The sequence below is a fragment of the Pseudomonas oryzihabitans genome (genome assembly GCF_014522265.1).
Taxonomy (GTDB): Bacteria; Pseudomonadota; Gammaproteobacteria; order Pseudomonadales; family Pseudomonadaceae; genus Chryseomonas; species Chryseomonas aestiva.
Window position 1 is genome coordinate 2,450,249 of the sequence record NZ_CP017024.1, and the last position, 22,031, is coordinate 2,472,279.

The 22,031-nt window shown below is 64.1% G+C and carries 22 protein-coding genes; 12 read left to right on the forward strand and 10 right to left on the reverse strand.

What is annotated here, in order from left to right:
• Window positions 1-5 precede the first annotated feature (5 nt).
• Both BGI51_RS11285 and yaaA read right to left on the reverse strand, forming a co-directional pair.
• Entirely contained in the window at window positions 6-1,466 is a 1,461-nt protein-coding gene (locus BGI51_RS11285; protein WP_187981188.1) for a mannose-1-phosphate guanylyltransferase/mannose-6-phosphate isomerase, read from the reverse strand.
• A gap of 397 nt (window positions 1,467-1,863) precedes the next feature.
• Entirely contained in the window at window positions 1,864-2,643 is a 780-nt protein-coding gene (gene yaaA, locus BGI51_RS11290; RefSeq protein WP_187981189.1) for a peroxide stress protein YaaA, read from the reverse strand.
• 353 nt (window positions 2,644-2,996) lie between these two features.
• Between yaaA and BGI51_RS11295 the strand changes: the two genes are divergently transcribed.
• From BGI51_RS11295 to moaE, 4 genes are all read left to right on the forward strand, one after another.
• Complete coding sequence (locus BGI51_RS11295) at window positions 2,997-4,388, forward strand: PhoH family protein (RefSeq protein WP_017639124.1); 1,392 nt, start codon at window positions 2,997-2,999, stop codon at window positions 4,386-4,388.
• Between the two features lie 230 nt (window positions 4,389-4,618).
• Entirely contained in the window at window positions 4,619-5,098 is a 480-nt protein-coding gene (gene moaC, locus BGI51_RS11300; protein WP_187981190.1) for a cyclic pyranopterin monophosphate synthase MoaC, read from the forward strand.
• Window positions 5,095-5,346, forward strand: a complete 252-nt coding sequence (locus BGI51_RS11305; RefSeq protein ID WP_158896819.1) for a MoaD/ThiS family protein — start codon at window positions 5,095-5,097, stop codon at window positions 5,344-5,346. Before moaC ends, BGI51_RS11305 begins: the two co-directional genes overlap by 4 nt.
• A gap of 2 nt (window positions 5,347-5,348) precedes the next feature.
• A complete protein-coding gene (moaE, locus tag BGI51_RS11310) occupies window positions 5,349-5,804 on the forward strand; it encodes a molybdopterin synthase catalytic subunit MoaE (protein ID WP_187981191.1) in 456 nt (151 codons plus the stop codon).
• A gap of 270 nt (window positions 5,805-6,074) precedes the next feature.
• Here the strand turns inward: moaE and rhlB are convergent, their stop codons facing one another.
• The 3 genes from rhlB to BGI51_RS11325 form a co-directional block, all read right to left on the reverse strand.
• Entirely contained in the window at window positions 6,075-7,580 is a 1,506-nt protein-coding gene (rhlB, locus tag BGI51_RS11315; protein ID WP_187981192.1) for an ATP-dependent RNA helicase RhlB, read from the reverse strand.
• A 95-nt stretch (window positions 7,581-7,675) separates the two neighbouring features.
• Window positions 7,676-8,626: a GGDEF domain-containing protein gene (locus BGI51_RS11320; protein WP_187981193.1), complete on the reverse strand. Its 951-nt coding sequence runs from the start codon at window positions 8,624-8,626 to the stop codon at window positions 7,676-7,678.
• 199 nt (window positions 8,627-8,825) lie between these two features.
• Window positions 8,826-9,470, reverse strand: coding sequence for an alpha/beta hydrolase (locus BGI51_RS11325; RefSeq protein ID WP_187981312.1), 645 nt, complete (start codon window positions 9,468-9,470; stop codon window positions 8,826-8,828).
• Window positions 9,471-9,853: 383 nt separating this feature from the next.
• Between BGI51_RS11325 and BGI51_RS11330 the strand changes: the two genes are divergently transcribed.
• From BGI51_RS11330 to BGI51_RS11360, 7 genes are all read left to right on the forward strand, one after another.
• Window positions 9,854-10,882, forward strand: coding sequence for an amino acid ABC transporter substrate-binding protein (locus BGI51_RS11330; protein ID WP_187981194.1), 1,029 nt, complete (start codon window positions 9,854-9,856; stop codon window positions 10,880-10,882).
• Between the two features lie 100 nt (window positions 10,883-10,982).
• Window positions 10,983-12,170, forward strand: coding sequence for an amino acid ABC transporter permease (locus BGI51_RS11335; RefSeq protein ID WP_187981195.1), 1,188 nt, complete (start codon window positions 10,983-10,985; stop codon window positions 12,168-12,170).
• 9 nt (window positions 12,171-12,179) lie between these two features.
• A complete protein-coding gene (locus BGI51_RS11340) occupies window positions 12,180-13,280 on the forward strand; it encodes an amino acid ABC transporter permease (protein WP_187981196.1) in 1,101 nt (366 codons plus the stop codon).
• 10 nt (window positions 13,281-13,290) lie between these two features.
• The gene (locus BGI51_RS11345) at window positions 13,291-14,058 is read left to right on the forward strand and encodes an amino acid ABC transporter ATP-binding protein (RefSeq protein ID WP_039976153.1); all 768 of its coding nucleotides are present in this window, start codon (window positions 13,291-13,293) and stop codon (window positions 14,056-14,058) included.
• 264 nt (window positions 14,059-14,322) lie between these two features.
• A complete protein-coding gene (gene pcsA, locus BGI51_RS11350) occupies window positions 14,323-15,015 on the forward strand; it encodes a phosphatidylcholine synthase (RefSeq protein ID WP_133862217.1) in 693 nt (230 codons plus the stop codon).
• A 2-nt stretch (window positions 15,016-15,017) separates the two neighbouring features.
• The gene (locus BGI51_RS11355) at window positions 15,018-15,338 is read left to right on the forward strand and encodes a GIY-YIG nuclease family protein (RefSeq protein ID WP_187981197.1); all 321 of its coding nucleotides are present in this window, start codon (window positions 15,018-15,020) and stop codon (window positions 15,336-15,338) included.
• Window positions 15,326-16,264 carry a glutathione S-transferase family protein gene (locus BGI51_RS11360; RefSeq protein WP_187981198.1) on the forward strand — a complete coding sequence of 313 codons (939 nt, stop codon included), beginning with the start codon at window positions 15,326-15,328 and terminating at the stop codon, window positions 16,262-16,264. The genes BGI51_RS11355 and BGI51_RS11360 overlap by 13 nt, the downstream gene beginning before the upstream one ends.
• Window positions 16,265-16,323: 59 nt before the next feature.
• Here BGI51_RS11360 and BGI51_RS11365 read toward each other — a convergent pair whose 3' ends face one another.
• The 5 genes from BGI51_RS11365 to BGI51_RS11385 form a co-directional block, all read right to left on the reverse strand.
• Entirely contained in the window at window positions 16,324-16,944 is a 621-nt protein-coding gene (locus tag BGI51_RS11365; protein ID WP_187981199.1) for a flavin reductase family protein, read from the reverse strand.
• A gap of 10 nt (window positions 16,945-16,954) precedes the next feature.
• Window positions 16,955-17,446 (reverse strand): metallophosphoesterase family protein, encoded by a 492-nt coding sequence (locus BGI51_RS11370; protein WP_187981200.1) that lies wholly within the window; start codon window positions 17,444-17,446, stop codon window positions 16,955-16,957.
• A 252-nt stretch (window positions 17,447-17,698) separates the two neighbouring features.
• On the reverse strand, window positions 17,699-18,823 hold the full coding sequence (locus tag BGI51_RS11375) for a 2Fe-2S iron-sulfur cluster-binding protein (protein ID WP_437179442.1): 1,125 nt from the start codon (window positions 18,821-18,823) through the stop codon (window positions 17,699-17,701).
• A gap of 3 nt (window positions 18,824-18,826) precedes the next feature.
• Window positions 18,827-20,083: an aromatic ring-hydroxylating oxygenase subunit alpha gene (locus BGI51_RS11380; RefSeq protein WP_187981202.1), complete on the reverse strand. Its 1,257-nt coding sequence runs from the start codon at window positions 20,081-20,083 to the stop codon at window positions 18,827-18,829.
• Window positions 20,084-20,208: 125 nt separating this feature from the next.
• Window positions 20,209-21,132, reverse strand: a complete 924-nt coding sequence (locus tag BGI51_RS11385) for a LysR substrate-binding domain-containing protein (RefSeq protein ID WP_187981203.1) — start codon at window positions 21,130-21,132, stop codon at window positions 20,209-20,211.
• A gap of 144 nt (window positions 21,133-21,276) precedes the next feature.
• Between BGI51_RS11385 and BGI51_RS11390 the strand changes: the two genes are divergently transcribed.
• A complete protein-coding gene (locus BGI51_RS11390) occupies window positions 21,277-21,993 on the forward strand; it encodes a TetR/AcrR family transcriptional regulator (RefSeq protein ID WP_187981204.1) in 717 nt (238 codons plus the stop codon).
• The last annotated feature ends 38 nt before the right edge of the window (window positions 21,994-22,031 follow it).

Genomic DNA, 22,031 nt, shown 5'->3' on the forward strand with positions numbered 1-22,031 from the left:
AGTGCTTAGCGCGTGGGCGCCTTGCCGGCCTTGGCGACTTCCAGGGCCTGGGTGTCGACGCGGCCGTAGATGTCTTCGAAGCGGACGATGTCGTCTTCGCCCAGGTAGCCACCGGACTGCACTTCGATCAGCTCCAGCGGTACCTTGCCGGGGTTGGCCAGGCGGTGCACGGAGGTCATCGGCAGGTAGGTGGACTGGTTCTCGGTCAGCAGGAAGACCTTGTCGTCACAGGTGACCTCGGCGGTACCGGAGACCACGATCCAGTGCTCGGCACGGTGGTGGTGCATCTGCAGCGACAGCTGAGCGCCCGGCTTGACGGTGATGCGCTTGACCTGGAAGCGCTGGCCCATGTCGATGGAGTCGTAGGAACCCCAGGGACGGAAGACTTCCTGGTGTGCCTTGACCTCGTTGCGGTTCTGCTTCTCGAGGGCGTTGACCAGCTTCTTGACGTCCTGGACCTTGTCCTTGTGGGCGATCATGACCGCGTCCTTGGTTTCCACCACGACCACGTTTTCCAGACCGACCAGGGTCACCAGCTTGCCGTTGCCGTGCACCAGGCAGTTGCGGCTGTCATGCAGGACGACGTCGCCCTTGATGACGTTGCCGTTGTTGTCCTTGGCATGGACGTCCCACAGCGCGGACCAGGAACCGACATCGTTCCAGCCGGCGCTCATGGGCACCACGCAGGCGCGGGTGGTCTTTTCCATCACGGCGTAGTCGATGGAATTGTCCGGGCAGACGGCGAAGGTGGCGGCGTCGATGCTGATGTTGATGCCGTCGATGCTGCTGCGCTCCAGCGCCAGCAGGCAGGTGTCGTAGATATCGGTGTCGTGCTTCTTCAGCTCTTCCAGGAAACGGCTGGCGCGGAACAGGAAGATGCCGCTGTTCCAGCAGTAGTCGCCGGAGGCCACGTATTCGGTGGCGGTGACGGCATCGGGCTTCTCGACGAAGCGCTCGACGCGGGATACGCCCTGGGGCAGACCGTCGTTGGAGCCGGTCTTGATGTAGCCGTAACCGGTCTCGGGCGCGGTGGCCGGAATGCCGAACAGCACCATCTCGCCACGCTCGGCGGCGGCGGCGGCCTGTTGCAGGGCGGCCTTGAATTCGGCTTCGTCCTCGATCACGTGATCGGCGGGCAGCACCAGCATCAGGTCGTCCTTGCCGTCAGCGACCAGTTGCATGGCAGCGATGGCCACGGCCGGCGCGGTGTTGCGACCGAAGGGCTCCATGATCAGCGCCTGCGGCTTGCACTCGACGGCCTTGAGCTGCTCTTCCACCAGGTAACGGTGTTCGGCGTTGCAGACGATGATGGGGCAATCGATGCTGCCCTCGCAGCCCAGGCGATTGATGGTCTCCTGGAACATGGTCTGTTCGCTGGTCAGGGCCAGGAACTGCTTGGGGTAAAGCTTGCGCGAGAGGGGCCAGAGTCGCGAGCCGCTACCACCGGACAGGATGACGGGAATCATGGGCGTTACTCCTTCAGCGTCTGCTGATTTGTGGCCGCTGTCCCTGAGGTCGGGACGAAGCGTCCATGCTTCGAAAGATCAACCGGCCGAAAGGTCGACCGGTACAAATTGAACGTGCGGACTGATTGCCATTGGCCAGCATGACCCGGGGCAAGGACCAGACAAAGACAGAATCAAACGAAAGTGGTTCTCAGCGAATTTTCCTTTTTTCGGAAAGGCAGCGGTTTTGAGAGGTCCGGCAACTTTTCGCGCCTGGAACGTCTCCGCCACGGGGCTGAAACCTTTTTTATTGGAGGGAGATGACAGTCTTTCACGGATGGCGGGCACCGAATGTGACCCTCTAGCCAGTTCGATGGCCCAGCGTGTGGGCAATTGTGCCATCCGTCGATTCGCTCGGCTAATTCGGCGGTGTATCGCGCAGAAACACCAGCTTGTCTGCCGAGGAACGCTCGGTCGAGTAGCGATAACCCTGGTCATCGAAATCGCGCAGGTCGTCCACCGTGGAGACGCGTTGCTTGATCACGTGCCGTGCCATCAGGCCCCGTGCCTTCTTGGCGTAGAAGCTGATGATCTTGTAATCGCCATTCTTGAGATCGCGAAACTCCACATCCACGATCCGGGCCTGCAGGCGCGCCCTGCGCACCGCGCTGAAATACTCGTTCGAGGCCAGATTCAGCAGGACGTCGTCACCCTGGGCCGCAAGATCCGCCTTGAGCCAGTCACTGATACGGTCGCCCCAGAAGGCATAGAGGTCCTTGCCGCGCGGATTGGCGAACTTGGTACCCATCTCCAGGCGATAGGGCTGCATCAGATCCAGCGGACGCAACAGGCCATAGAGTCCGGACAGCATGCGCAGGTGCCGCTGGGCGAAGTCGAAGTCGTCTTCCTCGAAATCCTCGGCGGCCAGGCCGGTGTAGACGTCGCCTTTGAACGCCAGCAGCGCCTGCTTGGCATTCTCCGGTGTGAAATCCGAAGTCCAGCTGCCGAAGCGGGCGACATTGAGCGTGGCGATCTTGTCGGACACCCCCATGAGCGCGGCGACCTCAGCCGGGGCGAGCTGGCGGAGCCCGTCGATCAATTCGCGGGAATGCTCCAGGTATTGCGGCAGGGTATGGCGGGACGTGCTCGGCGGTGTGCTGTAGTCCAGCGTCTTGGCGGGTGAAATCACCATCAGCATCGGCTTGGCTCCTCTTGGCGAGGCGCCATTCTAGAAGTCTCCGCCGCCGGGCTCCAGTGGGCCGTGCCGATGGGATCAATAGGTATTGACCACGTTCCCGGGGCGAGGTTGCCGGGTCAGGCGGCAGGAAACAGGGACGCGCGAAAAAAATCGGGTACGGCCAAAAAAAGCTTTTGTGCCTCAGGTCTTTTGCGTTATTACCGAAGTGTCCGTCGCATCTCCCGGGTCCCGTGCCCTCATGTTGGCCGGTCCGTGAACCCGTTGCTGGAGCGACGGCACCTTTCGCAGCGGAGCGTCGTCTGGCGCTCCGTCGACAGGCTTGCGAGTCAAGCGTTTCTACGAGGTGACCGAGTATGGATGATCACGGACGTTCCCGCCCCACCCAGCCCACCCTCTATGTGCTCGACACCAACGTACTGATCCACGACCCGAACGCGCTGCTCAATTTCGAGGAGCACCACGTTGCCATTCCCATGACGGTCCTGGAGGAACTCGACAAGCTCAAGACCGGCAAGCACAACGTTGCCGCCGAGTGCCGGCAGGCGATCCGCCTGATCGACAGCGTGCTCGCCGAATCCTCGCCCGAGGACGTCGAGCGGGGCGTACCCATTCCCCGCGGCAAGGGCGAGGCCAAGGGGCGACTGTCCATTCTCATGGGCCGTCGCGCCGGCCCCATGGCCTGCCTGCCCGACGACATCAACGACAACCGCATCATCAACCAGCTCGTCGAATTGCGTACCCAGCATCCCCAGGAGCGGGTCGTGCTGGTGACCAAGGACATCAACATGCGCCTCAAGGCGCGTGGCTGCGGCATCGCCGCCGAGGACTACCAGACCGACCAGCTGCTCGACGACGTCTCCCTGCTGTCCCAGGGTTATCACAATCTGCCGGGATCCTTCTGGGATAACGTGAGCAAGGTGGAAAGCCGGCAGGAGCTGGGTCGCGTCTGGCACCGGGTACAGCTGTCGGCCGAGATGCCACCCTTCAACGTCAATGACTTCGTGCTCGACGAACAGGGCTTCGTCGGCTGGGTCAAGGCGGTGCGCGACGGCGAGGTCATCCTGCTCGACATGCATCAGGAACCCCTGATGCACCAGGAAGCCTGGGGGCTGAAACCGCGGGACATCTACCAGGCGCTGGCGCTGTTCGCCCTGCTGGAGCCTGACATTCATCTGGTCAACCTGACCGGCGCGGCAGGCTCGGGCAAGACCATCCTGGCACTGGCCGCGGCCATCGAGCAGACCATGGTCACCAAGAGATACCGGCGGATCATCGCCACTCGCAGCGTTCAGGGCCTGGACGAGGACATCGGCTTCCTGCCCGGCACCGAGGCCGAGAAGATGGAGCCCTGGCTGGGTGCCATTACCGACAACCTCGAAGCTTTGCACATGGACGACCACAACCCCCACGGCAGCGTGGACTACATCCTCAGCAAGGTACCGCTGCAGTTCAAGTCGCTGAACTACATCCGCGGCCGCAGTTTCCAGCAGAGTCTGATCCTCATCGACGAATGCCAGAACCTCACCCCGCACCAGATGAAGACCATCATCACCCGTGCCGGCAGCGGCTCCAAGGTGATCTGTCTGGGTAACCTGGCGCAGATCGATACGCCCTATCTCTCGGCCACCAGCTCCGGCCTCACCTACCTGTCCGAGCGCTTCAAGGGCTTCAACCACGGAGTGCACATCACCCTGCAGGGCGTACCCCGGTCCATCCTCGCCGAATACGCAGAGTCCCATCTGTAAGTGCTAGGGCTTGTCTGAAAAGTAGCCGAGCGAAGGTCAGGCAAGGCAAGAATCCGTGAGGAAGCGGAGTTTACGAGTGGTAAATGAGCATTCCGAACGGATTTTTTTACGCAGCATGACTGAGCGCAGGCACTTTTCAGGCACAGCCCACGATCCCCGTCTGGTCACGGGCGGGGATCAAATCCCCAGTAGCAGGTCTACAATGGCAGGTCCTTTCCAGGAGTCATGCCGTGCTGACCCATCTCGATTCCCAAGGCCGTGCCAACATGGTCGATGTCACCGACAAGCAGGTGACCTTCCGTGAAGCCACCGCCGAAGCCCGGGTGCGCATGCGTCCGGAAACCCTCGACCTGATCCAGAGCGGCGGCCATCCCAAGGGCGACGTCTTCGCCGTGGCGCGTATCGCCGGGATCCAGGCAGCCAAGAAGACCGCCGACCTCATCCCGCTCTGCCATCCGCTGATGCTGACCGGTGTCAAGGTCCAGCTGGTCGCCGAAGCCCCCGATGGGGTACGGATCATCGCCACCTGCAAGCTATCCGGTCAGACCGGCGTGGAGATGGAGGCTTTGACCGCCGCCAGTGTCGCGGCCCTGACCCTCTACGACATGTGCAAGGCGGTCGATCGCGGCATGACCATCGAGGCAGTGCGGCTGCTGGAAAAGAACGGTGGCAAGAGTGGCCACTTCCGCGCCGAGGAGCAGCCCGCATGATCCGCGTGCAATTCTTCGCCCGCTATCGCGAAGTGCTGGGCCTCGCCGAGGACAGCCTCGCCTGGGAGCCTGGGCTGGCCACCGTTGGCGACCTGCGTGAACACCTGGTCCAGCGCGGCGGGATCTGGGCCGAGACCCTGGGCGAGCGCGGTCTGATGTGCGCGCGCAACGAAGAGCTCTGCGGACTGGCCGAGCCGTTGCGCGAGGGTGACGAGGTCGCCTTCTTTCCGACCGTGACCGGAGGTTGAGCATGACGATCCGTGTGCAGGCCGAGGCCTTCGATCCCGGCCAAGAACTCAACGCCCTGCATGCCGCCAACACCGGTATCGGTGCCGTGGTGGGCTTCGTGGGTTACGTGCGGGATTTCAACGACGGCCGGGACGTCGGCGGGTTGTTTCTCGAGCACTTTCCCGGCATGACCGAAAAGGCCCTGGCGCGCATCGTCGAAGAAGCGAACCAGCGCTGGCCGCTGCTCAGGGTCGATATCCTGCATCGCATCGGCCGACTGGAGCCAGGCGAGCCCATCGTCTTCGTCGGTACCGCCAGCGCCCATCGCCAGGCGGCCTTCGAGGCCTGCAATTTCGTGATGGACTATCTCAAGACCCGCGCCCCCTTCTGGAAGAAGGAAGACACCTCCGAGGGACCGCGCTGGGTGGAAGGTCGCGCCAGCGACCAGGATGCCGCAGAGCGTTGGGCGAAGGGGTGATGAGGTAGGGTGGAAAACCGCGTCAGCGTTTTCCACCTGCTGCCTCAAGGCTGGCGGTGGATGAGGTTACGCCGTCATCCACCCTGCGACGGATTACTTCCAACAGCTGGCAATCACCGCGCGTGCACGCCGGTAACACTTATCGCGGCCATGGGCCGCTCCTACAGGGGCGCGATACAGGTGTAGGAGCGGCCCATGGCCGCGATAAGAGAGGTTCAGCAAGCGGTCGCGTTGATAGGCCGCTTAGAGTGGCGTTCCAACGCGTCTGCCTCAACGCTGCCGCGGCACCGGCTTGAGCAACTCGGCTGGCGGCATCTCGCAACCGATCTTGCGGCCCAGCAGGGCTTCAATGGGCGGCAGGGCGAAGGAGTCGTCCTCGCCGGCAAAGCTGATGGAAGTACCGGTGGCGCCGGCACGACCGGTACGGCCGATGCGGTGCACGTAGTCGTCCGGGTCTTCCGGCAGGGTGAAGTTGATCACGTGGCTGATGCCGTCGACGTGGATGCCGCGGCCGGCCACGTCGGTGGCTACCAGCACGCGGATCTTGCCGGCACGGAAGCCTTCCAGGGTCTTGATGCGCTTGTGTTGAGGCACATCGCCGGACATCTGGGCGGCGCTGATGCCGTCCTTGGTCAGGCGCTCCTCGATGCGGCGCACCTCGTCACGCCGGTTGGCGAACACCATCACCCGCTCCCAGTTGTTCTGGGCGACCAAGTTGTAGAGCAGGCGGTACTTGTCGCTGGAGGACACGGCATAGACGTGCTGCTCGACGGTGTCGCTGGCCACGTTTTCCGGCTCGATCTCGACGATGGCCGGATCGGTGGTCCACTGCCGCGCCAGATTCATCACGTCGTCGGTGAAGGTGGCGGAGAACAGCAGGGTCTGGCGTTCGCTCTTGGGCGGGGTCTGGCGAATGATCTGGCGAACCTGGGGGATGAAGCCCATGTCCAGCATGCGGTCGGCCTCGTCCAGCACCATGACCTCGACCATGTCCAGGTGCACCTCGCCGCGCTGGTTGAAGTCAAGCAGACGGCCCGGGGTGGCGACCAGGATGTCGCAGTAGCGCGCTTCGAGCTGCTTGAGCTGCTTGTCGAAGTCCATGCCGCCGACAAAGCTCATGACGTTGAGCCCGGTGTACTTGGCCAGGTCCAGGGCGTCGTTGGCGATCTGCACCACCAGTTCGCGGGTCGGCGCGATGATCAGCGCCCGTGGCTCGCCCATGTATCTTTCCTTGGGCGGCGGCGTGGTCAGCAGCTGGGTGATCGTCGAGATCAGGAAGGCGGCGGTCTTGCCGGTGCCGGTCTGGGCACGGCCGATGGCGTCCTTGCCCTTGAGGGTGAAGCCCAGTACTTCCGCCTGGATCGGCGTGCAGTAGGGAAAGCCAAGGTCATGGATGCCGTGCATCAGCCGCGGATCCAGCTTGAAGTCATGGAAGCGCTTCTTGCCTTCCTGCGGTTCGACCGCGAAGTCTTCCAGTTTCCAGGTGTCGACCGGCTTGGGCTTGCGCGGGCTGCGCTCGCGGCGCGGCTTGGCGGATTTTTCCGCCTGGGCGCGAGGTTCCTGTTTTTCGGCCTGGGCACGCGGCTCCTGGCTACGGGATTCGCCTGAGGTGCGCGGTTTGCGTGGCACACGCTCGGCCTGAGGCTCGGGCGCGATGGGTGCAGGAGAGGAGGGGGCTGCAGGAGCGACGCTGGGGGTAGCTTGGGGCGCAGGGGAGGGAGTCGGCTGAGCGACCTCCTGATCCTTGCCCAGAAATTTTTTGAGTGCCTTGAGCACGGAGGGTCTCGATCATCGAAAGCGGAATGAGACCGCAGTGTAAAGCAACCGACGTGCCCGGCAACAACTACCTGCCGAACGCAGGCGCAATCCGGTCAGCCACTGATCCGATTGCGCCCGGCATCCTTGGCCTGGTAGAGCGATTTGTCCGCACGTCCGACCAGTTCATCCAGGGAGTCGGCCTTGCGCATCTGCGCCAGGCCGATGGAGACGGTGACCCCCGGCAGCCTGCCGCAGGGCGAATAGAAGTCCTTGATCTCCGCCAGGCTCTGGCGCAGGCGCTCGGCGATGGCGATCGCTTCGTCGCGATCGATTTCCGGCAGCAGGATGACGAACTCTTCACCGCCATAGCGCGCCATGCTGTCCTTGGGCCGCAGCTGGTCGCGCAGGGTGTTGGCGACCAGGCACAGGGCATAGTCGCCCGCCAGGTGGCCATGGGTATCGTTGTAGCGCTTGAAGTGATCGACATCCAGCATCAGCAGGCTCAGCGGCTGCCGGTTGAAGGCGCAACGGGTGCTTTCGCGCTCGAACAGCTGCTCGAGACGCCGACGGTTGAAGAGGCCGGTCAGGGTGTCGACGTTGGCGTTGCGTTCGGTGTCGACGATGAGCTGATTGCCACGACGCATCCGCTCGCAGAGGATGCCGAGCAGGTTGTGCATGGCCTTGGAAGAGCGTTCGATCAGCTCCAGCACCAGGTCGCGATGCAGGCAGAGCACCAGGGTATCGGCTTCGGCGATGACATGGGCGCTGGGCCGCTCGCTGTCCATGAAGCTGATTTCGCCCGAGCACTCACCCGGACCGAGCAGATAGATGGGCGGATTTTCCGGCGAACCCAGGTGGACCCGCAGGCGACCTTCCAGCACGAGGTACATGTACTGGTTGATCATGGCGGGCGAGAGCAGGCACTCACCGGCGACCAGGCTGCGGGTGGCCGAGCGGGCGATCAGGGCTTCCAGCAGATGGGTCTCCACGCCCTTGAACAGGCGCAGGTCCTTCAGGGAAGCGACCGGGACTTCGGCCAGCCAGGCCGACAAGGGGGCGGCCATCAAAGGATCACCCCGGGGGCTGAAAGGAAAACTCGGGCCATAGCTGCTCCATGCACATCACGACCTTCAGGCACCCCTACTGGACCGGATGGGTACCCCAAAGTTCGTTCGCTTTGCCCTTTCCAGGCCTCCCTTCGCCCCCAGATTCCGCAAATTGTCGACCGGTTTCCAAAAACGAAGCGGTCCGCTGATTCGCGCTTTATTTTCCGCCGAGACGTGCCAGCAGCCAGTCCCGGATATCCTGGATTTCCGCCGGAATCACCTCGTGGCGCATGGGATAACTGTGCCAGAGCGCTTCCACGCCCGCGGCCACCAGCGCCTCGTAGGCGGCGCGCCCGAGGGCCAGGGGAACCACATCGTCCTGGTCGCCATGCAGGCACAGCGCCGGGGTCGCCCCACCGCGATTGACCTGGGCGTCTTCGAAGCTGGGCGCGTAGGTCGACAGCGCCATGACCCCACCCAGGGTGGGGCAGGAGGTGTTGTAGGCGGTATGCAACACCACGGCGCCACCCTGGGAGAAACCGGCCAGCACGATGCGTTCGGCGGGAATGCCCTGGGCCTGCTGGGTCTCGATCAGGCCTCGTACCGTGGTGGCCGATGTTTCCAGCTGGGCGCGGTCGATGGCCCGGGCAGGATTCATGGCCAGGATGTCGTACCAGGAGGGCATGGCCCAGCCGCCATTGATGGTGACCGCCTGGGTCGGTGCCTGGGGCAGGACGAAACGGGTCGAGCTCAGGCTGCGCTGCAACAATTCGGCAACGGGTTCGAAGTCATGCTGGGTTGCCCCCAGGCCATGCAACCAAATGACGCAGCTATCGGCGGTTCCGCTGGGCGATTCCAGCACAAGAGGCGAATTTTCCAAGGCTTTGCTCCAGTTTGGTGCCACTAAAAATGGGTGTGGTAACAGATGGTGCACAAAATGCGTGTCGCATTTTCGTAATTTAGTTGTCCGGCTTTTTGCTCGAAGTCTCGCGATTGCCGGGTTTGAGCCAAGTGAGCATCTGTCGCATTCACTGGTCCGCAAATTGCCTCATCTAGGCTGCGGCCAGGTAGTGCACTAACAGGTAACACTGACTCACTGCTTCGTCATGCCTTCCAGTGCGTCTCCTTCTTCCCTTGATGAAGGACGCCCAGGGATCGGGTGGGCGGGTTCCACGGCAATCAGGCGAGAGACATCGTGCTGCCGTGCGACTGGAACGTAATTCATAAACAAAGTGGAGCTTATCGATGAAGATGGTGAAGTCTACCCTGGCAATTCTGACCACCGCCGCTGCTCTTGGCCTGTCCGGCATGGCTCACGCAGGCGCTACCCTGGATGCGGTGAAGAACAAAGGTTTCGTGCAATGCGGCGTCAGCGATGGCCTGCCGGGCTTCTCCTACACCGATTCCAAGGGTGACTACAAGGGCATCGACGTCGACGTCTGCCGCGCCGTGGCCGCTGCGGTCTTCGGTGACTCCACCAAGGTTCGTTTCACTCCCCTGACCGCCAAGGAGCGCTTCACCGCGCTGCAATCCGGCGAGATCGACGTGCTGTCGCGCAACACCACCTGGACCAGCTCCCGCGATGGCGGCATGGGCCTGATCTTCGCCGGGGTCACCTACTATGACGGCCAGGGCTTCCTGGTGAACAAGAAGCTGGGTGTGAAGAGCGCCAAGGAACTGGACGGCGCCACCGTGTGCATCCAGGCCGGTACCACCACCGAACTCAACCTGGCCGACTACTTCCGTTCCAACGGCATGAAGTTCACCCCCATCACCTACAGCACCTCGGACGAGAGCGCCAAGTCGCTGGAAGCGGGTCGTTGTGACGTCCTGACCTCCGACCAGTCGCAGCTGTACGCCCAGCGCAACAAGCTGTCCAAGCCCGACGACTATGTCGTGCTGCCCGAGGTGATCTCCAAGGAGCCCCTGGCACCGGCCGTCCGTCGTGGTGACGAGGACTGGCTGACCGTGGTCAAGTGGTCGCTGTTCGCCCTGGTCAACGCCGAAGAGCTGGGTCTGACCTCCGCCAACGTCGAGGCCCAGGCCAAGGACTCCAAGAACCCTGACGTACGTCGTCTGCTGGGTGCCGATGGCGAATTCGGCAAGGATCTGAAGCTGCCGAAAGACTGGGCGGTGCAAATCGTCAAGCAGGTCGGCAACTACGGCGAAGTCTTCGAGCGCAACGTCGGCATGGGCAGCGATCTGAAGATCAAGCGTGGCCTCAACGCCCTGTGGAATGCAGGCGGTCTGCAGTACGCCCCGCCGGTCCGTTGATCTCGGCGCCTTAGTCGCCGACCACCTTCCGGATGTGCAGATTCTCGCCCTGCAGCGTTCCCCGCGCTGTGGGGCGAGAATTTAATGAGGCTTCTAGTAGATGCAAAACGTTAGCAAACCGTCCTCGCCGGTCCGTGGGTCTCTGCTCACCGATCCGCAGGCACGCTCCTGGCTGTTCCAGATCGTGGCCGTGATCGCCGTTGTGGCCTTCGGCTGGTTCCTGTTCACCAACACCCAGGCCAATCTCGCCAACCGGGGTATCACCTCCGGCTTCGGCTTCCTGAACAATACCGCCGGCTTCGGCATTCCCCAGCACCTGATTCCCTACAGCGAAGGCGACACCTACGGGCGGGTCTTCCTGGTCGGACTGCTCAACACCCTGCTGGTGTCGGTCATCGGTATCTTCCTGGCGACCATCATCGGTTTCACCGTGGGTGTGGCCCGGCTGTCGAACAACTGGCTGCTGCGCAAGGTCGCCACGGTCTACATCGAGACCTTCCGCAACATTCCCCCGCTGCTGCTGATCTTCTTCTTCTATTTCGCCGTGCTCGCGCCCCTGCCAGGTCCGCGCCAGAGTCTGAGCCTGGGCGAAGCCTTCTTCGTCAACAACCGCGGTCTGTACATGCCCGCGCCGATCGCCGATGCCGGGTTCCTGCCCGGCTTGATCGCGCTGCTGATCGCCATCGTCGCCAGCGTGGTGGTGGTGCGCTGGGCGCGCAAACGGCGGCATGCCACGGGCCAGCGCTTCCCGGTGCTGTGGACCGTACTGGCGCTGCTGATCGGGATCCCGCTGCTGGCGGCCCTGGTCTTCGGCAGGCCGTTGCACTGGGAGGTGCCGGAACTGCAGGGCTTCAACCTGCGCGGCGGCTGGGTGATCATCCCCGAGCTGGTGTCCCTGGCGCTGGCCCTGTCGGTCTACACCGCGGCCTTCATCGGCGAGACGGTGCGTGGCGGCATCCAGGCGGTCAGCCACGGTCAGACCGAGGCGGCCAGTTCGCTGGGGCTGCGTCCGGGGCTGACCCTGCGGCTGGTGATCATTCCCCAGGCCTTGCGGGTGATCATTCCGCCGCTGACCAACCAGTATCTGAACCTGATGAAGAACTCGTCGCTGGGTGCCGCCGTCGGCTATCCGGAGATGGTGGCGCTGTTCGCCGGCACCGTTCTGAACCAGACCGGTCAGGCCATCGAGACCATGGCCATCACCATGAGCGTCTACCTGGCCATCAGCATCAGCATCAGCATCCTGATGAACTGGTACAACAAGCGCATCGCGCTGATCGAGCGTTAAGGAGCGCGTATGAGTAACCAGACCCATACTTTCAAACCGGACCTGCCGCCGCCGCCTTCCAGCGTCGGTGTCCTGGCCTGGATTCGGGGCAACCTGTTTTCCAGCATCGGCAATACCCTCCTGACCCTGTTCGGTCTCTACCTCGTCTGGCTGATCGTGCCGCCGGTGGTGAACTGGGCCTTCATCAATGCCACCTGGAGCGGCAGCACCCGTGCCGATTGCGTGCCAGGCGGTGCCTGCTGGGTGTTCATCAAGGAGCGCTTCGGGCAGTTCATGTACGGCTTCTACCCTGGCGATCAGCGCTGGCGCGTGGATCTGACCGTGGTGATCGCCGTGATCGGGGCGATTCCGCTGTTTCTCGACAGCTTCAAGCACAAGGCCCGCTACGGCCTGGCCCTGCTGGTGATCTATCCGCTGGTGGCCTTCTGGCTGCTGTATGGCGGTCTCGGTCTGCGCGTGGTGCCCTCCAGCGAGTGGGGCGGCCTGATGCTGACCGTGGTGATCGCCGCGGTAGGCATCGTCGGCGCCTTGCCGCTGGGCATCCTGCTGGCCCTGGGGCGCCGCTCCAAGCTGCCGGCGATCAAGGTCATCTGCGTGACCATGATCGAGTTCTGGCGGGGGATCCCGCTGATCACGGTGCTGTTCCTGTCGTCGGTGATGCTGCCGCTGTTCCTGCCCGATGGCATGAACCTGGACAAGCTGTTGCGCGCCATCGTCATGGTGATCATCTTCGAGGCGGCCTATATCGCCGAGGTGGTGCGAGGTGGCATGCAGGCCATTCCCAAGGGGCAGTACGAAGCCGCTGCGGCCATGGGCCTGGGCTACTGGCGGACCACCGGCCTGGTGATCCTGCCGCAGGCGCTCAAGCTGGTGATCCCGGGCATCGTCAACACCTTCATCGCGCTGTTCAAGGATTCGAGCCTGGTGGTCATCATCGGCCTGTTCGACCTGCTCAACAGCATCAAGCGCGCCACCTCCGACCCGGCCTGGCCTGGTCTGTCCACCGAAGGCTATGTGTTCGCCGCCCTGGTCTTCTGGATTTTCTGTTTCGCCATGTCCAGCTACTCCGCCCGCCTGGAGCGCAAGCTGAACACCGGCCACAAGCGTTAGGAGTCAATAGATGAATGTAAGCAACAAGCAGCCGGTCGACAGCAGCAAGGTCATGATCCAGCTCAAGGACGTGAACAAGTGGTACGGCCAGTTCCACGTGCTCAAGGACATCAACCTGACCGTTACCCAGGGCGAGCGTATCGTGCTGTGCGGGCCGTCCGGCTCGGGCAAGTCCACCACCATCCGCTGCATCAATCGCCTGGAAGAGCACCAGAAGGGCCAGATCATCGTCGACGGTACCGAGCTGACCAACGATCTCAAGCAGATCGAGACCATTCGCAGCGAAGTCGGCATGGTGTTCCAGCACTTCAACCTCTTCCCGCACCTGACCGTGTTGCAGAACTGCACCCTGGCGCCCATGTGGGTGCGCAAGCTGCCGAAGAAGCAGGCCGAAGAGATCGCCATGCACTACCTGCAGCGGGTGCGCATTCCCGAGCAGGCCAACAAGTTTCCGGGCCAGCTGTCCGGCGGCCAGCAGCAGCGCGTGGCCATCGCCCGGGCGCTGTGCATGCAGCCGCGCATCATGCTGTTCGATGAGCCGACCTCGGCGCTCGATCCGGAAATGGTGAAGGAGGTGCTGGACACCATGATCGGCCTGGCCCAGGACGGCATGACCATGCTCTGCGTGACCCACGAGATGGGCTTTGCCCGCACCGTGGCCAACCGGGTGATCTTCATGGACAAGGGCGAGATCGTCGAACAGGCCGCGCCGGACCAGTTCTTCGACAACCCGCAGAACGAGCGCACGCGGCTCTTCCTCGGCCAGATCCTGCACTAGGAAGCGACCGGGGCGGACGTGCTCCGCCCCGGTCGTCCTGCGAACCCAGTCACGGGCGTTCGGCGGGAAGGCGGGCAAAGGACAGCAAGGCGCGGTATCCTCAATGTTTGGCGCCCGGTTTCCGGGGTCGGCGGTCAAGGCCCGCCTTGCCGTTCACCGGCTTCATTGTCGATTTCGTAGCGTATTGCCAGAACAGGCGGTGCGCTGGACAGTCGAAGCCGTCATCATAGAGAGACGCCCGTGAACTCCATTTCCCATCCGCTCATGCTGACAAAAGCCAAGGCCTGGGGCGCCCATGCGGTGACCTCCAGTGGTGTGATCCTCGCGCTCCTGGCGCTGCTCGCTCTGGTCGACGGTCAACCCAAGGGTTGCCTGATGTGGCTCGGCATCGCCCTGCTCGTCGACGGGCTCGACGGTACCCTGGCGCGCAAGTTCGAAGTCAAGCGGGTCCTGCCCCATTTCGACGGCTCGGCGCTGGACCTGGTGGTCGACTACCTGACCTATGTGTTCATTCCGGCGATCTTCATCTATCGCTTCGTTCCCTTGCCGCCGCACTTCGAGCTGGTGGCGGTGGGCATCATCCTATTGTCGTCGCTGTTCTGTTTCTGCAATGTGAACATGAAGAGCGCCGACAACTATTTCGTCGGCTTTCCCGCGGCCTGGAATGTGGTGGCGCTGTATTTCTACGTGCTGGACCTGGCGCCCTGGTTCAGCATGGCGGTGGTGCTGGTGCTGGCCGCCCTGACCCTGACCCGGGTCAAGTTCCTGCATCCCTTCCGCGTGCGCCAGCTGATGGCCTTGAACATCGCCGTGACCTCCATCTGGCTGCTCAGCAGCGCCATGATGGTGTTCGTGCATCCCGACAAGCCGCTGTGGCTGATGGTCCTCTGGTTCGCCAGCGGCATCTATTTCGTCGGCGTGTGCGTCTGGCGTACCGCCCGGGAGTGGTTCGCCTGACGGTGAGCGACGACCCCCTGCCACCCGCGCGCACCTGGTATGTCTACCTGGTGCGCGCCGAGAATCAGGCGCTCTATTGCGGCATCAGCGATGATCCCGAGCGCCGTTTCGCCCAGCACCGCAGTGGCCGCGGTGCCCGCTTCTTCGCTTCCAGCCCGGCCCAGGCGCTGGTCTATGTGGAAGCCTGCGGCGACAAGTCGACCGCCCTGCGCCGCGAAATCCAGATCAAGAAGCTACCCAAACGAGCCAAGGAAGCCCTGGTGCTGGCCCTGTCCGGCACCTCGCCCGTGGCTGATTCAGGAGTGCTGTCATGTCCGAGCTGATTCTGCATCACTATTGGCAATCGCCCTTCGCCGAGAAGGCGCGCCTGCTGCTGGGTTTCAAGGGGCTGGCCTGGCGTTCAGTGATCATTCCGCGGATGCTACCCAAGCCCGAGCTGGTGGCGCTCACCGGCGGCTATCGCAAGACCCCGGTGCTGCAGGTGGGGGCCGATGTCTATTGCGACACGGCGCTGATCGCCCGCCGACTGGAGGCGGAGAAGGCGGTACCGGCGCTGTTTCCGGAGGGTCAGGAAGCGGTCGTGGCCGCCTTTGCCGGCTGGGCGGATTCGGTACTGTTCCAGCATGCGGTGGCGCTGATGTTCCAGCCGGAGATCATGGGGCCGCGCCTGGCCAGCCTGCCGCCGGAGCAGGCCCAGGCCTTCATGGATGACCGCAAGGCGCTGTTCAGTGGTGGCAGCCTGAGTCGTCTGACACCCGAGCAGGCCCGGCAACAGCTGCCAACCCTGCTGACCCGGCTGGAAACCCAGCTCGGGCGCAGCGCTGGCGAATTCCTGTTTGGCGCGCCTTCGCTGGCCGACATCGCCCTGGCGCACAACTTCTGGTTTCTCAAGAGCACACCACAACTGGCGCCCCTGATCGACGAGCGTCCCGAGATCGCCGCCTGGTTCGCCCGGGTGCTGGGGTTCGGTCATGGTACCCATGAGGAACTCGGCGCCGCCGAGGCGCTGGAGATCGCCAGGACCGCGGAGCCGCTGGCCTTGCCGAGCGACCAGGCCGTTGCCGTGGAAGGCTTCGCTTGGGGTGACCGGGTGAGCGTGGCGGCGACCGACTATGGGGTGGATCCCGTGGTGGGCGAGCTGGTGCATGCCGACAGCGAAGCCCTGGTGATCCGTCGCCACGACGCGCAACTGGGGGCGCTCCAGGTGCATTTCCCGCGACTGAATTTTCGCGTCAGCGCCGCAGGCTAGTGAGCCTGGAATGCAAAACGGCGCCCTGGGGCGCCGTTTTGCATTCCAGGGCCGACCGCTCAGTCGGGGCGACGCATGCGGAACAGCGCGGCCTCGGTGATCTCGAAATAGTCGGCCGGGCCACCGCCGCGCACGATGGGGCGGGCAGCCGCGGTCTGGTAGATGCCATCCTTGAGCAGGCGCTTGTCGATATGGGCGGCGACTACCTCGCCCAGCACCAGCCACTGATCCAGTTCATCTCCGGCGGCGGTCTTGAGGCGGACGACTTGGCTCAGCTTGCACTCGAAGGCCACCTGGGCCCGAGCGACACGCGGCACCTTGACGACACTGGAGGGCGCGGGTTCGAGGCCAGCCAAGGCGAATTCGTCCACTTCGGGCCCGACCATGGCGCTGCTGGTGTTCATCTCCTCGGCCAGTTCACGGGTGGCCAGGTTCCAGACGAACTCGCCGGTGCGCTCGATATTGGCCACGCTGTCCTTGTAGCCCTGGCTGGAAAAGCCGATCAGCGGGGGCTTGTAGTTGAAGGCATTGAAGAAGCTGTAGGGCGCCAGGTTGAGAACGCCGCTTTCGCTATGGGAGGAGATCCAGCCGATGGGACGGGGCGCGATGATGGCGTTGAAGGGGTCATGGGGCAGGCCGTGGCCCTGGCTGGGTTCGTAGGAGTGGTAATCGATGCTCATCGGGATTCCTTCAGGGGGTGAGTTCCAGGATCTCGGCCTGGAGCTGGCCGGCATCCAGGGTCAGGCGGCCGACGCTGATCGGCAGCCGAAAGCGCCGCGGGCCAGCGCTGCCGGGATTTATGTAGAGTACGCCAGCACGCTCTTCGATCAGCGGCTTGTGCGAATGGCCGCTGACCACCACCCGCACCGTGGCACCGGCGGCCGCCAGATCCAGCTCGGGCAGGATGTGCAGCATATGGATGTCGACGTCGGCCAGGGTCAGGGTGACGCGCTCCGGGATGTCGTCGGCCCAGGGCAGGTCGTCGTTGTTGCCGCGGACCACCGCCAGCGGTGCCAGCTCGCGCAGGGCGTCGAGGATGTCGGGCTTGCCGATGTCTCCGGCGTGCAGGATGAAGTCGCTGCCGGCCAGGGCTTCCAGCGCCTGGGGCCGCAGCAGGCCATGGGTATCGGCGATCAGGCCGACGCGATAGGGGCGAGGTGCGGTGGCTAGGGGGGCATTCATGGGGGCTCGGTGTCTCTCAAGGCCGTCAGCGGGATCGCCATCGATCACGGGGCTGACGCTTCAGTTGAGAGGTGTCCGGACCCTCAGGAGTTCTATACGGAAGCGAAACGCTGGGCGGTGGTCCGCGCGAATCGAGGAACGGCTGTCCTGACCCAGACCCAGCGCGCCGTAGCGCACGGCTGAGCAAAGGCTGGCGGCAGAGACGCCTCGTCGAGGAGCGTCCGGTAGGGCGCCTTCACGGGACCGAAGCTGCTAGAGGTCGAGCACCAGATTGGACGTGGGCCTGCTGCAGCACAGCAGTCGCAACCCGCGGTCGATCTCGCGCTGGCGAATGCCACCGGCATGCCGCATCTCCACCTGGCCTTCGAGCAGGGCCGTCTTGCAGGTACCACAGAGGCCTTGCCCACAGGAGGAGGGCACGATGACACCCGCGCGCCTGGCGGCGCTGAGCACTGTCTGGTCGCCCGCCATGCTGAACACCTTGCCCGAGCGGGCCAGGGTGACAGTGAACAGGGCCTCGCCGACCGCGGTAGGCGCGATTTCGGCGGGGGCCGCCGGACTGCCGATCGTGAAGCTCTCCTGGTGAAAGTGGGCAAGATCGAAGCCGCGTTCCTGCAGGGTGCGCTGGACGGCGTCCATGTAGCCCTGGGGGCCACAGATAAAGACCTCCCGTTCGCGGAAGTCCGGCACCAGTCGCTCCAGCAGGGGCAGATCCAGACGGCCGAGCGGGCCCTGCCAGTCCGCTTCGGCGCCGGGTGCCTCGCAGATGGCGAAGACCCTGAGGCCAGGTTGTGTGGCCTGCAGGTGCGCCAGTTCGTCGCGGAAGATGATGTCCCGGGGGGTACGGGCACTGTGGACGAAGGCGATGTCCGGATCGCTACCCAGGTCGAAGGCGGCGCGCGTCATGGCCATCAGCGGCGTGACCCCCGAGCCGGCGGACAGATAGAGCAACCTGCGCACCGGATGTCCGACCGGGGTAAAGATGCCTGCCGGGCCGGAAGCCTGCAGCCGGCTGCCAACCTCCAGGTGATCGTGCAGCCAGTTCGACACCGGCCCGCCGGGTACGCGCTTGACGGTGATGGCAAGGCTGAAGGGGCGGGTCGGCGTGGAGGACAGGGTGTAGCAGCGCGACAGCCGCTGGCCGTCGATGGTCAGCGACAGGGTGATGAACTGACCCGGCTCGAAGGCGAGGGCCACGAAGTCGGGACAGCGAAAGACGAAGGTCTTGACGTCGGCGGTCTCGACCCGAATGGCGCAGCATTCGAGGGTCTTCTGTTCGGCACTGCTCCAGGCCGCGCCGAACGCCGACCAGGTCCGGGCGTCGTTGAAGCGGCTGCCTTGCGCGGTGGCCAAGGGGGTGAGCGCGGTCATGGTCATTCCTCACACCCCGTGGGCCGCGAGGCGGGCGGCGTACCAGCGGGTGAATTGCTCGACGTAGGTCTCGGTGAAGGTCGAGAAGGGGCCGGGCACGTAGGCGGGATCCTGGGTGCCGCGCTGGGTGAGGGCGACGAGCCCGGCGTCCTGCAGATTGGTCGCCTGCCAGACCTCGATCAGGGTCTGGAGGTCGTAGTCGACGCCTTCCACGGCCTCGGCATGGACCAGCCACTTGGTCCTGACCAGGGTCTGGTCCGGGCCGAGCGGGATGAGGTAGGAGACCACGGCGTGATCGCTCATCACGTGGGTCCAGGAGTTATGGGTCCAGAAATGCACATCGCCCAGGTCGCGGCGCTGCAGGTCGCCCAGCAGCCGGGTACAGGCCACGCGGGTGGTCAGGGTCTGGGATTCGCCGTGGTTGGCGATGACCAGGCGCTGCGAGCGGAACTGGGTGACGCTGTCTTCTTCCAGGTGCTCCACGGCGGCGCAGAGATGGCCCTGGTCTTCCCAGTCCTGCCGGGCCGCGGCATTCTTCGCCTGATACTCCGCCAGGGCCTGGAGCGATTCCGGACTCATGCCGTCGGTGCAGACGCCGAAGTCTTCCGGCAGGAAGGAGGCGTTCAATTCCGGATGGCCCGCAGCACAGTGATAACACTCGCGATTGTTCTCGATCACCAGCTTCCAGTTGCCGTTCTCGATGATCTCGCTCTCGTGGGCGATCTTGCTGAGCTGCAGGGCGTAGGGTGCGAAGCGGGACGTCATCTCGGACGCGAGCGTAGCGATGTCCTGGGGTGGGTCTTCGCTCAGGCAGACCAGGATATGGGCACCCACTACCCGTACCGCCACCGGCAGGAGGCTGCGACAGCTGGCGTCGAAGTCCTGGCCCATGTGCGCGGCATGCTTCAGTTGGCCGTCGAGGTCGTAGGTCCACTGGTGATAGGGGCAGACCAGCATGCCCACGGTGGACTTGCCCGCCTCCCTGAGCCGCGCGCCCCGGTGCCGGCAGACGTTGCGAAAGGCCCGGATGTTCTCGTCGTCGTCGCGCACCAGGATGATGGAGGCCTTGCCGATGTCGAGGGTGGAGACATCGCCCGGCTCGGGGATGTCCGCGGTCACGCCGACCACGATCCAGTGCCGGTTGTAGAAGATCTCGAGGTCCGTGGCGAAGACGTCTTGCCGGCCATACAGCTCGCCGGGTAGACCATGACCCGGCTGGCGCTGGGCGAGCAGCTCGCGATGGCTCTTGGCAGGGGCGTTATCCATGGGGCACCTCAGGGGAGACGTTGGCCGGGGGTAGGTGGCCGCAGTATCGAAGCGCCCCTGGAAGGGGTCAACGCGCTTTATTGTTAAGCTGGCATGAGTCTGGGTTATGCGATGTAACCCTTGATCTAGAGCGGTCCATGGGCGCCTGGCTCGTCGCGCAGCCAGGTCGGCAGCAGCTCGCCCACCACCGACTGGCGACCATGGGGCACCACCAGGTAATAGGCATCGCGCGGCTTGACGATGAAGTCCGTCACCCGGACCAGTTGGCCGTCCGCCAGCAGTGGGGCGACCAGACGCTGCCAGCCCAGGGCGATCCCAAGGCCCTGGGTCGCCGCCCGGATGGTGTCGGCATAGTGGGTACAGCGCAGGCCGATGCGCAGCCGTGGTGGGGTATGGTCCAGGGCGCGGAACCAGGTGCTCCAGGTCATCCAGCCTTCCAGCGTGGCGTCCGAGTCGATCAGCGGACTCTGGTAGAGGTCCGCGATGGAGTGCGGTGCGGCATGGCTCACCAGCCACTCGGGTGCGCAGACCGGAAAGACCTCTTCGTCGAACAGCAGGGTGGCCGTGCCATCATCCCAGCTGCCATCGCCGTAGCGGATGGCCAGATCGGCCTCGCGATGCAGCGGCGGGACCAGGCGCAGCTGGAGATCGGGCAGCAGTGCCTGCAAGGCCGGCAGGCGGGGCATGATCCGCAGATGGGAGAAGGCGCTGGTACAGGCCAGGACGATTTCCTGCTCGGCCTGGCCGTCGAGAATCTTGTCGAAGGTCGCCGCGATGCGCTGCAGGGAATCACCCATGACCAGAAACAGCGCGCTGCCGTCGGGGGTAAGCTGGATGGCACGGTGCAGGCGGTGGAACAGGCGGGTATCCAGCAGTTCTTCCAGGAAGCGGATCTGCTTGCTGACTGCGGCCTGGGTCACCCCGAGTTCCTGGGCGGCCAGGGTGAAGCTGCCAAGGCGAGCGGCAGCCTCGAAGACCAGCAGGGCGTTCATGGACGGGATGAGCCGGCGATAGCCTTTGGAACGTCGCATGGATTCGGAGCGCTGCATGGGAGCCTGCCTTCGCCGGGGCTATGCCTTCAGTCCCGATTCGTCACGGCGGACGCCGTCGAGAAGCAGGAATCCACCTGGGTGCGCAGAGAAAAGCGCGGTGCTGTACAGTTGCTGGACAGTATTGCACGGGATAAGCGGTTGATGGCGCGACAGAGCAAGGCGCGGGACAGGGAAAAGGCCGCCGACAGTGGCTGGCGCGGCTCGGCCGATGGCTGGCTGGAGGCAGCCTACGAGGCCCTGAAGGAATCCGGCATCGATGGCGTCAAGGTGATGCCGCTCGCCAAGCGTCTGAAGCTGTCGCGTACCAGCTTCTACTGGTTCTTCGAGGATCGGGAGCAGCTGCTGGCCGCGCTGCTCGATCGCTGGCGCGACAAGAACACCGGCAATCTGATCCGGCAATGCGAGAGCTATGCGGAAAGCATCGCCGAGGCGATCCTCAATGTCTTCGAGTGCTGGTTGAACGCCGAGCTGTTCGACTCCCAGTTCGAGTTCGCGGTACGCAGCTGGGCGCTGCAATCCGCGGAAGTGACGGAGGCCATCGCCCTTGCCGATCGCACGCGCATGGCGGCGCTTTCCAGCATGTTCCAGCGCTTCGGCTACGACGCCGATGCGGCCGACACCCGGGCGCGGACGCTGTACCTGACGCAGATCGGCTATATCTCGATGAAGACCGCCGAGGGGCTGACCGAACGCTTCCGGCGCATTCCGCACTACACCAGCATCTTTACCGGTGAGCGCCCCACCCAGCGTGAACTCGACCGCTTCTTTGGCAAGTTCGGTTATGCCGAAGCCGAGCCCGGGGTCTTCGTGCCGCTCAGCGAGACCTTCCGCCAGGCGCCGGCAGCGGGCGAGCTCTAGGTCTGTAGGCAGCTAGCCCTGGCCGGCGACCAGGGCGG

Coding starts and splice junctions, on each gene's coding strand:
- BGI51_RS11285 (WP_187981188.1), bottom strand. CDS start 1,466: ATGATTCCCGTCATCCTGTCCGGTGGTAGCGGCTCGCGACTCTGGCCC.
- yaaA (WP_187981189.1), bottom strand. CDS start 2,643: ATGCTGATGGTGATTTCACCCGCCAAGACGCTGGACTACAGCACACCG.
- BGI51_RS11295 (WP_017639124.1), top strand. CDS start 2,997: ATGGATGATCACGGACGTTCCCGCCCCACCCAGCCCACCCTCTATGTG.
- BGI51_RS11305 (WP_158896819.1), top strand. CDS start 5,095: ATGATCCGCGTGCAATTCTTCGCCCGCTATCGCGAAGTGCTGGGCCTC.
- moaE (WP_187981191.1), top strand. CDS start 5,349: ATGACGATCCGTGTGCAGGCCGAGGCCTTCGATCCCGGCCAAGAACTC.
- BGI51_RS11320 (WP_187981193.1), bottom strand. CDS start 8,626: ATGGCCGCCCCCTTGTCGGCCTGGCTGGCCGAAGTCCCGGTCGCTTCC.
- BGI51_RS11330 (WP_187981194.1), top strand. CDS start 9,854: ATGAAGATGGTGAAGTCTACCCTGGCAATTCTGACCACCGCCGCTGCT.
- BGI51_RS11335 (WP_187981195.1), top strand. CDS start 10,983: ATGCAAAACGTTAGCAAACCGTCCTCGCCGGTCCGTGGGTCTCTGCTC.
- BGI51_RS11340 (WP_187981196.1), top strand. CDS start 12,180: ATGAGTAACCAGACCCATACTTTCAAACCGGACCTGCCGCCGCCGCCT.
- BGI51_RS11345 (WP_039976153.1), top strand. CDS start 13,291: ATGAATGTAAGCAACAAGCAGCCGGTCGACAGCAGCAAGGTCATGATC.
- pcsA (WP_133862217.1), top strand. CDS start 14,323: ATGCTGACAAAAGCCAAGGCCTGGGGCGCCCATGCGGTGACCTCCAGT.
- BGI51_RS11360 (WP_187981198.1), top strand. CDS start 15,326: ATGTCCGAGCTGATTCTGCATCACTATTGGCAATCGCCCTTCGCCGAG.
- BGI51_RS11365 (WP_187981199.1), bottom strand. CDS start 16,944: ATGAGCATCGATTACCACTCCTACGAACCCAGCCAGGGCCACGGCCTG.
- BGI51_RS11370 (WP_187981200.1), bottom strand. CDS start 17,446: ATGAATGCCCCCCTAGCCACCGCACCTCGCCCCTATCGCGTCGGCCTG.
- BGI51_RS11375 (WP_437179442.1), bottom strand. CDS start 18,823: ATGACCATGACCGCGCTCACCCCCTTGGCCACCGCGCAAGGCAGCCGC.
- BGI51_RS11380 (WP_187981202.1), bottom strand. CDS start 20,083: ATGGATAACGCCCCTGCCAAGAGCCATCGCGAGCTGCTCGCCCAGCGC.
- BGI51_RS11385 (WP_187981203.1), bottom strand. CDS start 21,132: ATGCAGCGCTCCGAATCCATGCGACGTTCCAAAGGCTATCGCCGGCTC.
- BGI51_RS11390 (WP_187981204.1), top strand. CDS start 21,277: ATGGCGCGACAGAGCAAGGCGCGGGACAGGGAAAAGGCCGCCGACAGT.